General features: G+C 52.4%; 8 protein-coding genes. 3 read left to right on the top strand and 5 right to left on the bottom strand.

Annotated features, from left to right (window positions below; translation table 11 throughout):
* Positions 1-5: 5 nt before the first annotated feature.
* Positions 6-992 (bottom strand): Gfo/Idh/MocA family protein, encoded by a 987-nt coding sequence (locus PD282_RS13455; protein ID WP_274655203.1) that lies wholly within the window; start codon positions 990-992, stop codon positions 6-8.
* A gap of 124 nt (positions 993-1,116) precedes the next feature.
* Here PD282_RS13455 and PD282_RS13450 point away from each other — a divergent pair, with 124 nt between their 5' ends.
* Together PD282_RS13450 and PD282_RS13445 are read left to right on the top strand one after the other, a co-directional pair.
* On the top strand, positions 1,117-1,956 hold the full coding sequence (locus PD282_RS13450) for an AraC family transcriptional regulator (protein ID WP_274651190.1): 840 nt from the start codon (positions 1,117-1,119) through the stop codon (positions 1,954-1,956).
* Between the two features lie 407 nt (positions 1,957-2,363).
* The gene (locus tag PD282_RS13445) at positions 2,364-3,527 is read left to right on the top strand and encodes an acyltransferase family protein (protein WP_274651189.1); all 1,164 of its coding nucleotides are present in this window, start codon (positions 2,364-2,366) and stop codon (positions 3,525-3,527) included.
* A 136-nt stretch (positions 3,528-3,663) separates the two neighbouring features.
* Here the strand turns inward: PD282_RS13445 and PD282_RS13440 are convergent, their stop codons facing one another.
* Positions 3,664-5,919, bottom strand: a complete 2,256-nt coding sequence (locus tag PD282_RS13440; protein WP_274651188.1) for an excinuclease ABC subunit UvrA — start codon at positions 5,917-5,919, stop codon at positions 3,664-3,666.
* Positions 5,920-6,174: 255 nt separating this feature from the next.
* Positions 6,175-7,062: a fructose bisphosphate aldolase gene (locus PD282_RS13435; protein WP_274651187.1), complete on the bottom strand. Its 888-nt coding sequence runs from the start codon at positions 7,060-7,062 to the stop codon at positions 6,175-6,177.
* 420 nt (positions 7,063-7,482) lie between these two features.
* On the opposite strand from PD282_RS13435, the gene PD282_RS13430 reads away from it, so the two are divergent.
* A complete protein-coding gene (locus tag PD282_RS13430; RefSeq protein WP_420832358.1) occupies positions 7,483-9,024 on the top strand; it encodes a right-handed parallel beta-helix repeat-containing protein in 1,542 nt (513 codons plus the stop codon).
* 179 nt (positions 9,025-9,203) lie between these two features.
* Here PD282_RS13430 and PD282_RS13425 read toward each other — a convergent pair whose 3' ends face one another.
* Positions 9,204-10,718: an RCC1 domain-containing protein gene (locus PD282_RS13425; RefSeq protein WP_274651185.1), complete on the bottom strand. Its 1,515-nt coding sequence runs from the start codon at positions 10,716-10,718 to the stop codon at positions 9,204-9,206.
* Positions 10,719-11,702: 984 nt separating this feature from the next.
* Complete coding sequence (locus PD282_RS13420; protein ID WP_274651184.1) at positions 11,703-13,856, bottom strand: alpha-amylase family protein; 2,154 nt, start codon at positions 13,854-13,856, stop codon at positions 11,703-11,705.
* Positions 13,857-13,904 lie beyond the last annotated feature (48 nt).

The raw sequence follows: 13,904 nt of genomic DNA, 5'->3' as shown, positions 1-13,904 counted from the left end.
CTCCTTCAATTTATTACAATCCGTGCTCGCTCTCTGGCCGACTTCAGGCAAGCGTCGATGACGCGCATATTGCACACGGCATCGGACGACGGGAAAAGCGGCGTCGCGCCGCGCACCTCTTCGGCGAAACGATCGGCCTGAAGCGCATACTGATTGACCGCAGGGGTCTCGACAACCCGGACGTCGCTCTTCGTCGTTACGGTAAAGTCGTGTCCGCCGAATGCCGGCAAGAGCTCGATGCGGCCGTCCGTACCGAGAATCTCCAGCGCATTTCGGGGCGCCGCCCACATGGCGCACTCGAACGTAAGCGCGACGCCTCCACCGAACTCGAGCATCCCGGACGCCACCATGTCGACGCCGCCATGCTCCGGCGAGAACAGGGCATGAACCGCAGCCGCTTCCGGTTCCCGTTCCAGCAGCAGTCTCGCTGCGGAAATCGGATAGCAGCCAATATCATAGATGGAGCCTCCGCCCCACTCCTGCCTGAAGCGGAAATTGTTCCGGGACCCTGCGCTATTAAACGTAAACGTGCCGTGAATGCCCCGGATTTCGCCGATTTCTCCGGAACGAAGCACTTCCTTAATCAGCTCGAAACGCGGGTTGTAGCGATACATGAACGCCTCGGACAAGCGTACGCCGGCCCGCTCGCAGGCAGCCGCCATCGTCTCCGCCTCCGCAGCCGTCAGCGCAAGCGGCTTTTCGCACAAGACATGCTTTCCGGCCTGTGCCGCCTTGATCGTCCACTCCATATGCAGATGGTTAGGCAGCGGAATGTAAACGGCTTCAATCTCGTCGTCTGCAAGCAGCGCGTCATAGCTTGCATAAGATTTGGGGATGTCGAATGAAGCTGCCGTTTCTTGGGCCTTGTTCCCATCGCGGCTCGCAATCGCCGCGAGCCTCCCGGTGCGCGATTCCCGAATGCCGGGAATCACCGCCCGTTTGGCAATGGCTGCGCATCCGAGAATCCCCCAATTCAATTGCCGTTCGATCATGCTCACTCCTTTCTTTGAAACCGTTGTCATATCACGTTATTCCTATTATAATAATTGAAAATTCTGATATCCATCCCAATATATTGAACCCGATAGTACGATTTTGAACGGAGGATGATCGTTGATGGTCCCGCATCCGTCTTTTCTGCTCATTACGGAACGCAGCAAACGGCTTCCGTTCTATGTGAGCGCGATCGGCTGCCGATATGAGCAGGAGCATGTAAGAAGGGAAGCCGGGCTTCATTTGTTTCAATGGCTCCAATGCTTCGAAGGCGAAGGCGTGCTGAAATTGGCGGACGGCAAAGAGCATGCTGTCCGGCCGGGGATGGGCATGCTTCTGTTTCCCGGCGTTTATCACGAATATTACGCCAAAGGGGATCGGTGGCAGGTGGACTGGTTGACCTTCGACGGCACATATGTACGAAATTTATGGATGGATGCCGGCATCGCCACAAGCAGTCTGTTCACTATGCCCGACCCGGAAGGGCTGCTCGCAAAAATCCGGAGCCTGCAGCAGCAGGTGCGGACACAGGGCGCTTTGAACGTTTATACCTGTTCTTCCATGCTCTATGGGATTCTGACCGATATTATCGAGCGCGGAATCCATCATCGGATCGAGACCGTCAGTCAGCAGTGTGCGCGGCTGCAGCCCGTATTTGCTTATATCGAGGCGAATTACACGCAGCCACTGACGCTGCAAGCACTGGCGGATTTACTTTGCATCTCGCCGGAATATTTATGCCAGCTGTTCCGCAAGGCGACCGGCCTTCGCCCGTTTGCCTACATCAATCAGGTTCGCGTCAACCGCAGCAAGCCGCTCTTGATCGGCTCTCCGGCGCTTGAGCTCGAGCGGATTGCAGCCGCCTGCGGTTTCCAATCGGCCAGCTATTACTGCGCCATGTTCAAGAAATACGAAGGCGTTACGCCCGGTGCCTTCCGCAAGCTGTATGCCGCCCCGCGCTAAATGCCGGTGCAAGCGGAGCACCGGTTTTTTCATATTCCCGAAGATGAGACCGCTCACTACCGCCTCCCTCCTATCATCCATTTCTCCCTTATCCTATTGGCCAGAAGGCCAGCGGATACCTTTGTTTAATCCCGAAGGGAAAAAATCCTGAAGCGCAGCCATTTTGAATGATGAATACGCAGGAAAAAATCGGTTTTAGAACCATTGACTTCACATACTGCTCGTGGTATATTGTGCATTAACAACATACACAATTTTTCGAGGAGGTATCGATTGCTGGCATTGGACATGAGCGGCGAGGCGGATGAAGGATTTACAACATAGAACGAATTGATCTACAAGCAAAGGTGTACGTAATTGTCATTCTGGAAAGACCAGAGCATGCGTAAAGAGGAGAAGTGAGATTGATGATCACTACGGTAAAAAGTACCCCCATAAGACCGGCATCATCGCAAAAAGAAGGCCGGTTATTGTATATCGATAATCTGAAGGCGGCTCTGACCATGCTGGTTGTGCTGCACCATTTGGTTTATTTTTCGATTGGTTACGGAATATTCGCTCCTTCCTCCCTTGAATATGGAATAGGCAATATATTCCTTGCCGTCAATCAGTCTTTTTTCATGGGGCTATTTTTTCTTATTTCGGGTTATTTTGTTCCTTCGTCTTTTGAACGTAACGGAGCCGGCCGGTTTATTAAGGACCGGATCTTTCGATTGCTTGTTCCTTGGATCATTTACGTTTATCTGCTGAGCCCGGTCCAATCGATCGGTACCTATGTGCTTGACCGCAAGCCGTTTTCATGGCAGACCTACTCCTCGCTATTTACCTACGGGCCGATGTGGTATGTCGGGCTGCTTCTTATCTTCGCTTGTTTCTACGCGGTAGGGGCAAGGCTGATGAACAAGCGTGTCCGACCTGAAATCCGGCCGGGTACTCCGCCTACCTACACCATGATTACCGTTTTTGCCATCGTATTAACCGCAGCGGCTTTTATAATGAGGTTGTGGGTCCCCGAGCTCGGTTTACCCGGCGGATCACCCAAGGTGGAGTCAATCGTCATATTTTTCACTCCTAGCGGCTACGATCTCACGCAATATGTCGGCTTTTTCATCATCGGCATCATCGCTTACCGGCGCAATTGGTTTCGAGCCATTCCGGACGCCATGGGCAGGGCCGGATTCGGAATTGCGGCTGGAGCAACGATTCTGTTCCTTCCCTTGGCCTTGATATTCGGGTTGAATGGATATCGGTTCTCCGGCGGCTGGAACTGGACATCGTTGGTTTATTCCCTGTGGGGATCGCTGTTCTGCATCGGCATCAGTCTGGGACTGATTACATTGTTCCGCAAACGATTTTTTCGCCAAGATCGAGGCTGGGGTTTTCTGTCGGCCCATGCGTTTACGATTTATATCATCCACATTCCGTTGATTGCGATTGTCATTGTTACCCTGGAAGTACTTCGCGTATCCCACGCATTCATCTTTCCTGTAACCGTAGTCGCTACCATACCTCTTTGTTTTTTGCTGGCGAAATTCATTCGAAAAATTCCCTATTCCTCAAAAGTTTTGTAGCGGTTCAACGTAAACGCCATAAGCGAAAAATCGTCCTGCACCAGCCGATCAGGTTGATGCAGGACGATTTTTATCGGAGCGGGCACTGCCGCGCGGCACGGCGAAACTCTCATTTTATCGTGGCGGTCAATTGTGATTACTTCAAGTACCTTCCGGTGATCGACTGCTCCGCATGAATAATCTGTGAAGGCGTACCCTCGAACACCACCTGCCCGCCCTTGCTGCCTCCATCCGGTCCCATATCGATAATCCAATCCGCCTGGCTGATCACGTCGAGGTTGTGCTCGATAACAATTACCGTATTGCCGGCATCCACAAGGCGGTTCATGATCTCGAGCAGGTGGCCGATATCCGACATATGCAGGCCGGTCGTCGGCTCGTCCATCACGTAGATGCTGCCCTTCTTATGCAGCTCGCTTGCGAGCTTGATACGCTGGCATTCTCCGCCCGAGAGCGTGCTGAGCGGCTGGCCGAGCGTAATATAGTTCAGTCCCACATCGCTCATCGCCCGGAGCTTTCGAACCACTTCTTTAAGCTGAAAAAAATCCAATGCCTGCTCGACCGTCATCTCCAGCACATCTGCAATCGATTTGCCGTTCAGCTTGTACGCAAGCACCTCTTCTTTGAACCGTCTGCCTTCGCAAACTTCGCAAGGCAGCTTCACGCTGTCGAGGAATGCCAGGTCCGTGTACACGACACCAAGCCCTTGGCAGTTTTCGCAAGCCCCTTTGGAGTTGAAGCTGAACAAGCCCGGGCTCACCTTGTTCGCGGAAGCAAACGCTTTGCGCACATCTTCCATAATACCCGTGTAAGTTGCGGGATTCGAGCGAGTCGACACGCCTACAGCCGATTGGTCGATGACGATCGCATCCGGATGCTGGCTGAGGAATACTTCATTGATCAGCGTGCTCTTGCCCGAGCCGGCGACACCCGTAACGACGGTCAGGACACTGGTTGGAATATCTATGCTCACGTTCCGCAGGTTGTGAAGGCCAGCATCCTTGATGGACAATTTGCCGGACGGCTGCCTGCAATCGTGCTTCAACCGGAGCGGCCGCTTCATATGGCTGCCTGTCAGTGTACCTGCCTCCAGCAGGCCTTGGAAGCTTCCTTCATATACAATGGTACCGCCGCGGCTGCCGGCATGTGGTCCGACATCGACGATATGATCCGCGACCTTGATCACATCGGGATCATGCTCGACGACAATCACCGTATTTCCTTTGTCGCGCAGCTTCAAAAGCAATTCGTTTAACCGGTGGACATCCCGGGGGTGCAGGCCGACGCTGGGTTCGTCGAAAATGTACGTGACATCCACCAGACTGCCGCTCAGGTGCTTCACCATTTTGACGCGCTGCGACTCGCCGCCGGACAACGTGTCCGTTTCACGGTCCAGCGTCAAGTAATCCAGCCCGATATCCACCAGATGCTGCAGCCGTTCCGTCAGCGACTTGACGACCGGCGCGGCTGTCTTGTCTTCGATCTCCCGAATGACGCGGATGAGCTGCCCCACCTCCATAGCGGACATCTCCGCGATGTTGAGTCCGTCAATCCGGCAGCTGAGCGCAGCCTGACTGAGTCTCGCGCCGCGGCAGCTTGAGCACGGACCTTCGGAGATGTAAGGAGCAACGGCTCGCTGCGTACGCTCGGACATCGTTTTCACGTCCCGCTTGATGTACTTGTTGGTAAACTTCTCGATAATGCCTTCCACCGTAATATTCACGGCTTTGCCTGCGAACTGCACCTCCACTTTCTTCGCCTTGCCATGCAGCAGCTGCTCCAGCTCTTCATCCGAATAATCGCATAGCTTCTTGTCGGGATCGAAGGACCCGGACTGCACGAGCATGTTCCAGTCCCAGTTGTCCACCGCATAGTCCGGCAGCAGGATCGCCCCTTCCTTGAGCGACCTTGACTTGTCCAGCGCCCTGCTCATATCGACGCCCCGCCTGCGGCCGATCCCATTACACTCGGGACACATGCCTTGCGGATCGTTAAACGAAAACATATGCGCCTGCCCGACATAGGGCTTGCCCACGCGGGAGAAGAGCAGACGGAGAATGGGAGAAATATCGGTAATCGTGCCCATCGTGGAATGAGAACCGCCGCCCAGCCGTTTCTGATCCACAATAACCGCCATGCTCAGGTTTTCAATTGCATCCGTATCCGGCTGCGGGTAACGAGGCAGGAAATTGCGAACGAACATGCTGAAATTTTCATTCAGCAACCGTGTGGATTCTGCGGCGATCGTATCGAAGACGATCGACGACTTGCCGGAACCGGATACCCCCGTGAAAATTGTGATTTTTCGTTTCGGAATGCGCAGGGATACGTTCTTGAGATTGTTTTCTCTTGCACCTGAGATCACGATATACTCCTGATTCGAATCGTTCATGCTAACATCCTCTCAATCGTGAAATGTACAACTTTTATTCCCATTGTATCATTCATCGTACCCGGAAACTCGGCCGACTGAACTTAAAGGGATTTCCAACCATGGATAACGCTGCCATCTTCGATCTCGAATGTGAAAGGCCAACCTACCCTTTTCGATAAAAAAATCCGCGGATTCCGCGGATCGGAATGACCTATGTTGTTGTCCCCGGTACTTTTCGGATTAGCTTGAAAATACCGGGCGTTTCTTAAAATATTAGGTGATCGATGCCTTATAGATCGACTGGATCGCATCGGACAGCATGGCGTTAAATGCTTCATCCGACTGCCCGGCGGTCAGCCCCTCCGACAAGGCGCGCGAGAAGCTGGCGATAACGCCGTGATTACGGGCCAGCCGCTCATTGGCTTCGTCACGCTCATACCCGCCCGACAATGCGACCACCCTCGCAACGTGCGGTTCGTTTACCAGATCGAGATAGAAATTATCTTCCGTTGGGATGGACAGCTTCAGCATCACTTTGACATTCGTCTCAAGTGCGGACAAGTGCTTCAGAAGCTCGTCCTTCAATATTTTTTCCGATTCCTTTTTGTCGGCGCTGTAAATATCGACCTCGGGCTCGATAATAGGCACGAGTCCCGCCGCCACGATACGCTGGCCAATTTCGAACTGCTGCTCCACGACCTTCCGGATGCCTGCGGAATTGGCTTCTTTAATTACCGACCGCATTTTCGTCCCGAAAATGTTTCGGTCGAACGCCCGCTTCAGAAGATCGTCCAGTCCGGGAATGGGCTTCATCAGTTGAACCCCCTCCTCGAGGTCGGCAAGTCCTTTGTCGACTTTGAGAAAGGGGACGATGCCCTTCTTTTCCCACAAATAATCGGCGGTCAATTGCTCTTCAATCGTTCGATCCATCGTATTCTCGAATAGGATGGCGCCAAGGATATATTGAGCATTGAAGGCTGGGCTTTTAATAATCCGAGTCCGCATCCGGTGGACCAGCGCGAACATCTCTTCCTCGCCGGAATAGCTGCTTTCTTCGATGCCGTATTGCTTTAATGCCTTCGGCGTGCTTCCGCCGCTTTGATCCAATGCCGCGATGAATCCCTTACCTGCAGCAATACGCTCCAATTGTGCCTTGTTCATCCCTTTTTCTCCCTTCGAAATCCGATTTTTCTCTATTGTACACCAAATCGGCAGCAAGCACAGTCATGAAAACGGACAATCGTCCTTCACAGCCGCGTTTGCCGGCTCATTTTGCCTGGTTGACAGGCAGGAAAATGACGTTCGTTCACGAATTGCTAATTATGGAAACCATTCGGATCAACAAACCCTACAATTGGCGATGTTGCGAATACGTAAATCGTATCCATCGCCGTTCTGGACAAGGGTACGGATCTGAGTTGGCTGGGCTATCATGAGCGAAGCGAACGATAGAACGTATCTATAAAGGAGGTGACTGAAAACCATAACCCACTGCCTTGTTCAGGAAGGCAAGGCAGCGATTAGCAAGTGCCGTTTAACTCAGAAGAACGATGAACGAGAGGAGAGCTTTTTGTGAAAAAGATGGGAAGCTTGATTATGGCCGGTTGTATGCTTGCGACCGCGTTTTCGGCAAGTGCTGCTCGTGCCAACGCTGAGGATCTTGCGCAGACGGTATCCAACGAGGCGAACACGGCAGCTCCAAATGCAGCTTCGAATACGGCACAAGTCTATTACGTTTCTCCGAACGGCAGTGACAGCAATTCGGGAACGATAAGCGGCCCTTTTAAAAGTTTAATGAAAGCGCAATCAGAAGCCTCCTCCGGGGATATCGTCTATATTCGCGGAGGCGTTTATGATGATTTTACGATTGCGAAAACCGATGATATCTACCATTATGTCAACAATTTTACGAAAAGCGGAATTACGTATGAAGCCTATCCCGGGGATCCGAGACCGGTTTTCGATTTCGAACAAGTGCCGACCGATCGGCGCGTGGCCGCATTTTTTATCGATCCCAGCGCAGCCGATCTTACCTTCAAAGGATTCGATGTAACCGGGGTAAAAGTCGGCGGTCAAAAGCAATCCGAAGCTTTTAACATTCGCGGGAATGCCAATTTCGAAAATATGGCGGCCCACGATAACGAAGCCAACGGCTTCTACTTTAATGTTCACGGTTCCGGTACGGTGATCAATAGCGATTCTTATAACAATATCGGACCGAATGATGCGAATGCAGGAAATACGGACGGATTCGGCGCTCATGGCGATGCCGTTATTTTTATTAACGACCGTGCATGGCATAACAGCGATGACGGATTCGACAGCATCAATTCCAATGGTCCGGTCATTTATCACCAAGACTGGTCCTTCAACAATCAGGGGAATCAGGAGGGTACAGGCGACCAAAACGGCTTTAAAGTCGGCGGATATGCATATAAAACAAGCGGACTTCCGGACCCGCTGCCGTTACATACCGTTGAATATTGTTTATCGTTCAACAACGGGGCGAACGGCTTTTATGCGAATCATATGCCGGGGCAGTCGGCGAATTGGACGAATAACACGTCCTATAGTAACGGTGTTCGTACCGGCGCCGACTTCAATATGCTGGAGCGCGTCAGCCCAACGAGTGCCGATAACATCGCGGGTTTCCGAGAGGTGCTGCACAATAACATCGCTTTTGGCGGTACCTTAATTGCCAATGATAACAACCCGCCCGCACAAGTCACGAATAATTCGTGGACCATCGACGGCGGTCTTCCGATTACTTCCGACGATTTTGTCAGCCTGGACAGTTCCCAATTAACCGCACCCCGAAAACCGGACGGAACATTACCTGATGTAACCTTTATGCAGCCCGTAACCGCCAGTCCTCTTGCCCAACACGGATTAGGCTACCTTGCCGACAAAAATGATCCTTCCGCATCCTTGCAAAAACTGGTATCCGCATATACCCAATACGGACAAATCGACGATAGCGGAATCGCAAACAGCCTTCAATCGAAGCTGCAGAACCACGATTGGACGGCTTTTATCAACGAGTTGGCGGCTCAATCCGGAAAGCATATCGATAAGGAAGCCGCACATATTCTAACTCTCGAAGCGAATGCGTTGAACAATTAACAATGCATGCTGATGATCGAGGGAAGCGCTCCATCGCGGGTGCTTCTCTTTTTTTAGTCGTAAGCGTCAAATCGCCCTCATCTTTTAAAAAAGGCGGAGGCAATTTGACGCTTATTTTGCATCCCGGCCCGACCGGCACTGCAGCAGTGAGCGTCAGCAAAATAACCGGACTGCCTTATTCACTGATTGTCATATTTGATGTTTACATAGACAATTACCTTCTTATCCGGACTAAAGTCATTGTCCGTATGTCCTTTAACCGTCCATTTGGCTGTGTCACCGCCGGGCACCTTGGCCGTACTGCGTTCGGTACCATCCGGGAGAGCCTTCGTATCTTCCGGCAATCGGTTCCCCCCGCTAATCGTCTCCAGACGAAGGTCAACATTTACCCCTTCCGGAGAAATCATCGAGACGGTAACCTCTCCATGAAACCCTTCAGGAGCTGTCCAAGATCCGCTTAGCTCTTGTCCCGGGGATGAAATGTATCCGTAATTTAACGAATACTGATAATGAATTCCGCCTGCTTGATAGGTTTTCGAATCGGAAAGCTGAAAAGTGTCTGGTGCGTTCGGATACATAACTTGAACGGGAGTATGACGATCATTCGTTGTGCCATCACCCAGTTGGCCATAGGAATTATCTCCCCATGCCCAAAGCGTTCCGTCGCTTGTAACCGCCAAATAGTGGCGGCTGCCCGCAGCAATGGCGGTGACCGATCGAAGGCCCTGCACCTGAACCGGAGGGTCTATCCTTCCGTCGGCTCCCAGTTGAGCACCCCACTCCCAGACCGTTCCATCGGCTTTGAGGGCCAAATTATGGCTTTCTCCGCTGGCGATGGCGGTTACCGAATCGAGGCCCTGCACTTGAACCGGAGAGTCTGTCGTGAACCCGCCCTTATCGTCATTCGGCAGATTATCTCCCCATGCCCAGACGGTCCCGTCGTTTCTCAGCGCCAAACTATGGCTGCCTTTAGCTGCAATGGCAATCACCGATTGAAGGCGGGGAACTTGAACCGGTTTTGACGGCTGCCATAAAGGTCCGACTCCGATTTGACCGCGGCTGTTGAATCCCCAAGCCCAGACGGTTCCGTCTTGTTTGAGGGCTAGATTGTGACTATCGCCCGAAGCGATGGCGACGACAGAATGAAGGTTATCATGAAACGAATCCTTTACTTGAACGGGGGTATGCCGGTCTGTCCTGCTCCCGTCGCCGAGCTGGGACCAGTTATTAATCCCCCACGCCCAGACGGTTCCATCACGCCTTAGTGCCAAACTATACCAAGTCCCTGCAGAGATGGCGGCGACCGAACCGAGACGCTGCACTTGAACGGGCGCGGCACGGTTTATCGTGCTCCCGTCGCCGAGCTGGCCGTTGTAATTTTCTCCCCACGCCCAGACGGTTCCATCCCTTTTGAGCGCCAGACTGTGCGAATAACCTGCAGCTAAATAGGTCGCATTCGTGACGCTCACCGCCTGAGCGGGCGTGACGCGGTCCTTCGTACTCCCGTCGCCGAGCTGGCCATACCAATTCTGCCCCCACGCCCAGACCGAACCGTCGCTTTGGAGAGAGAGCGTATGCTCCCCTCCTCCTTCAACCTGCTGAACCGTTTTTTCCGCGGCGGCCGCAGGATGGGATACAGATACGAGACCAAAGAGCAGGCTGATCATACTTATGAACCGATATCGTAATCTCATAATGGTTGCCTCCCAAAACGTTATCCGTTTTCCCGCTAAGGGTTCATAATTCTGACGGTCAGAATCATCATATCGATTGTTTCGATGAGAGAAAGGCAGTCGAGAAGTATATATCGCGATAAGAATTCCACTTGCTCCATGGGCTGAAATTTTCGAGGAGAATTGCACACAGCAACAGGTCATTGCGCCCGAAATGTCCTAAGTTCCATTGAGGATCAGGTGGGCCGGCATCCGATTAGCCAACTTCAAGGGACCTATCCCTGCACTTATGGGATAATCGTGTTCGCCTGAATCAATAGACGATATCGCTCACCATTATCTCACCTCCTTTACCAATGGCATCTGCAGTAATAACGGTCTCCAATTAAATATTCTCACCTCAGCCTAAATATCCTTCTTTTACCAGATTGACACTTTTGATCTAAATCTCCATTTTAAGATAATCTTTCCCTTTTTAAATAGCATCGAAGTGCGGCGGGCGTCATCCAACCGATTTCGACAAAAAAAGGGACTCGATTCTGTCATTTGTCCGGTTCAAAACTTGTCCTTGTTTCATTTACTAGATTGAAAGGAGGTGAGGAAAAGATGTCCTGTATATCATCGGTTACTCGTAGCGTATGTCTTGAAATTGTACCGGACGTATTAACCGGAACGATCGTCAGACAAACCATCAGCTGTGATGCCTGCACTTCAACGACGCCATTTATTGATGAGGAAGGACTTCACTTATTCGCATCCCTGGATGTCACGTACACGGTAGAAATTACGGATACGTTCGAAGTGATGTGTTCTCTGGAAAGCATTACTACGCCGGCAAGTCCTATGAGCCTGAAGATTTCAAAAAAATGAGTTAAGTTGTCAGGCGAAGCCCAGTCCCCTTAAGGGATTGGGCTTCTTTTTACGTTCACCATTCTGCTTTCTCTTAGCTTAGGTTCCGTATTGAGTACACTGATGCCCCGAGTTGCGGACTGTTGGTCACGTAGGTCACGGCTCCGAAACGACGAATACGACAACGTCGTAATCAAGGAGCTCCGGAACAACGACGGACTGAAAGGTCCCGTCTTCACTCACGGCCAGCTCCTGGCCGCTGGACAGCATGAACGCCCGCTTGACTTGAATGTCTTCGGCAAGCCCGACGGAAATTTCCCGGATAGGAACCAAAGATGTGAAAAATCTCCGTCCGCCGGCCAAATTGATCAGATGAACCATCCGGAGCCCCGGCTTGGTGCGAAGCGATACATTCAGGGAGTCGGGCCCTACAATTCGGAGCTGCTCTTCCCCGTGCGCCGCCCAACGGACGGTATTAGCGATCAGCCGGCCCAGATCGGGGAACCCGATTTTCAAATACGACTTATCCAATTGGTTGGGGAAATATGCCACCCTCCCGCCTTTGCCGTTCTCGGACAAAACCACCATCGGATATTCCGGGCCATCCTCCAGTGTATACGACAGTCCCTCAGGAAATACTCGAAACGGAGCAGACAGCTTCAATGGGGAAGCCTGTGCGGAACCGTCGGCTCGAACCGGACAGTATTGACCGTAGATCGGAATCACATCGGCATCGTCGATGCCGCGCAGAATGTCATGATCGCCGGCTATTTTGATATAGGCCTGCTTCAAAACTCCGTCCTGTTCCCCGTTAACTCGCTTACTCTCCCCTATGCTGGCGGCACAAAACAAGTCCCCCAGCAGGAAGTCGCTGCGCCGATTTCCATTTTCGTCATACAGGGAAGTCTCGAAGGTTGCGATCAGATTGCCCCCGCCGTTGACAAAATCCCGAATTCGGCTCGCTTCCTCCTCCGACATGCAGCACAGCGAAGGCAAAATCAAGGTCCGGTATTGACTGAGCTTCTCTCCACTCAGCGTCTTGGCAGAAAGGATGTCGAATGGAATATGCGCATCCAGCAAAGCCTGCTCAGCTCCGCGGATACTCTCCACGTAGCGCTCCATCCCGTTTTCCCGGCCGTAATGAATCAGGGTCTCCTGGGAGAACACAATGGCGGTAGCCGCGCCGGACCGGTCGTGGTCGTAATAGGCTTTATGCCGTTTCAGAAAACCGTATAGCTCCTTGATTGCCTGAAAGCCTCGACTGTCGTTATGCGTTGCGGGAGGCCCTCCCGACAGATTGACCTGCAGCGTGGCCCCGTTGGCGGCGATTTGGGCGAGATAGATTTTCTGCTCGACCGGAGGGACGGCAGTTCTTCTCCAAGGCCAGGCCAAAAAATAGGAGACGACGATCCACACCGGATTATCGCTTATTGTCGTCATGTATCTTGCTTCCTCATCCGGCCAGGTGAGCGAGTGCCAATTCTCCCGGTCGGCTGTTTCATCGATTTTTACGCGCGTCTGCGCCTCGATAATGACCGTATCCTGGTATTTTGAAATTTGCTCCATATCGAGAGAAGAATTCATCGTCCAGCTTGGGTCGCCGAAGCATACGCTGTTGCCGATTACCGGCATGTCCGGGTCCAGCCTTTTGACCATATCGTAAATCCGCTTTGCCGATTGTGTCGTTTTTTCCGTTCGCCATTTCAGAAACGTCCGCCACGCCGGATCATTCCAATCCTTCTTGACGGGGATCTCCAGGCCCGATACCGCCAGGAAATCCGCCCGGCATTTATCGCAGTAGCATATTCCGGAGCCATAAGCTTGAAAACCGTAGCTCGCCCCGCACCAATATAAGCCGTCGATCTCGTAGCGCGAGAGAACCTCTTCAACAAACCGGCTTCCGAGTTCGTGGTGGTACCCGCCCAGCGGACAGCAGGCGTACAGCTGCTCAGCTACTACGTACGGATTGCCGTCGATGTCCCGCGAGCACCATTCCGGATGAGCGTCACCGGCGGTAAGCGGCATAACCCCCAGCTCGATCGAAGGAAGCGCCTTGATTCCATAAGCGTGCAAAGCGGTTATGATCTCCCCGGTAATATCCCGGTTCCCGAGGAACGGGCTCTTGCGCTGCAGCTCGATGTCCGTCTGATAGGTGGTCACATACCCGCCCGAAAAGAAAGTCAGAAAGTTGACGTCAAGCTCGTGCAGGTCCTTCGCAAGACGCCGGGCGTCGAAATCCTTGCAATCGATATCCCGGATCGTTAAATGTATGCCTCGGTTGCGCTCCTGCAGCCAATCCCATTTCCCCATTCTAAGCCACTTCCTTCTCCATTTAATCATTCAATTAAATCGGCGTTA

It is taken from the genome of Paenibacillus humicola (assembly GCF_028826105.1).
Classification (GTDB): Bacteria; Bacillota; Bacilli; order Paenibacillales; family Paenibacillaceae; genus Paenibacillus_Z; species Paenibacillus_Z humicola.
The sequence above is the reverse complement of the archived record's forward strand: the minus strand, read 5'-3'. Positions and strand labels throughout refer to the sequence as shown.

Excerpts from the sequence above, each read along its gene's own strand:
- PD282_RS13440 (WP_274651188.1), bottom strand. The coding sequence starts at position 5,919 with ATGAACGATTCGAATCAGGAGTATATCGTGATCTCAGGTGCAAGAGAA.
- PD282_RS13450 (WP_274651190.1), top strand. The coding sequence starts at position 1,117 with ATGGTCCCGCATCCGTCTTTTCTGCTCATTACGGAACGCAGCAAACGG.
- PD282_RS13430 (WP_420832358.1), top strand. The coding sequence starts at position 7,483 with ATGGGAAGCTTGATTATGGCCGGTTGTATGCTTGCGACCGCGTTTTCG.
- PD282_RS13420 (WP_274651184.1), bottom strand. The coding sequence starts at position 13,856 with ATGGGGAAATGGGATTGGCTGCAGGAGCGCAACCGAGGCATACATTTA.
- PD282_RS13455 (WP_274655203.1), bottom strand. The coding sequence starts at position 992 with ATGATCGAACGGCAATTGAATTGGGGGATTCTCGGATGCGCAGCCATT.
- PD282_RS13435 (WP_274651187.1), bottom strand. The coding sequence starts at position 7,062 with ATGAACAAGGCACAATTGGAGCGTATTGCTGCAGGTAAGGGATTCATC.
- PD282_RS13425 (WP_274651185.1), bottom strand. The coding sequence starts at position 10,718 with ATGAGATTACGATATCGGTTCATAAGTATGATCAGCCTGCTCTTTGGT.
- PD282_RS13445 (WP_274651189.1), top strand. The coding sequence starts at position 2,364 with ATGATCACTACGGTAAAAAGTACCCCCATAAGACCGGCATCATCGCAA.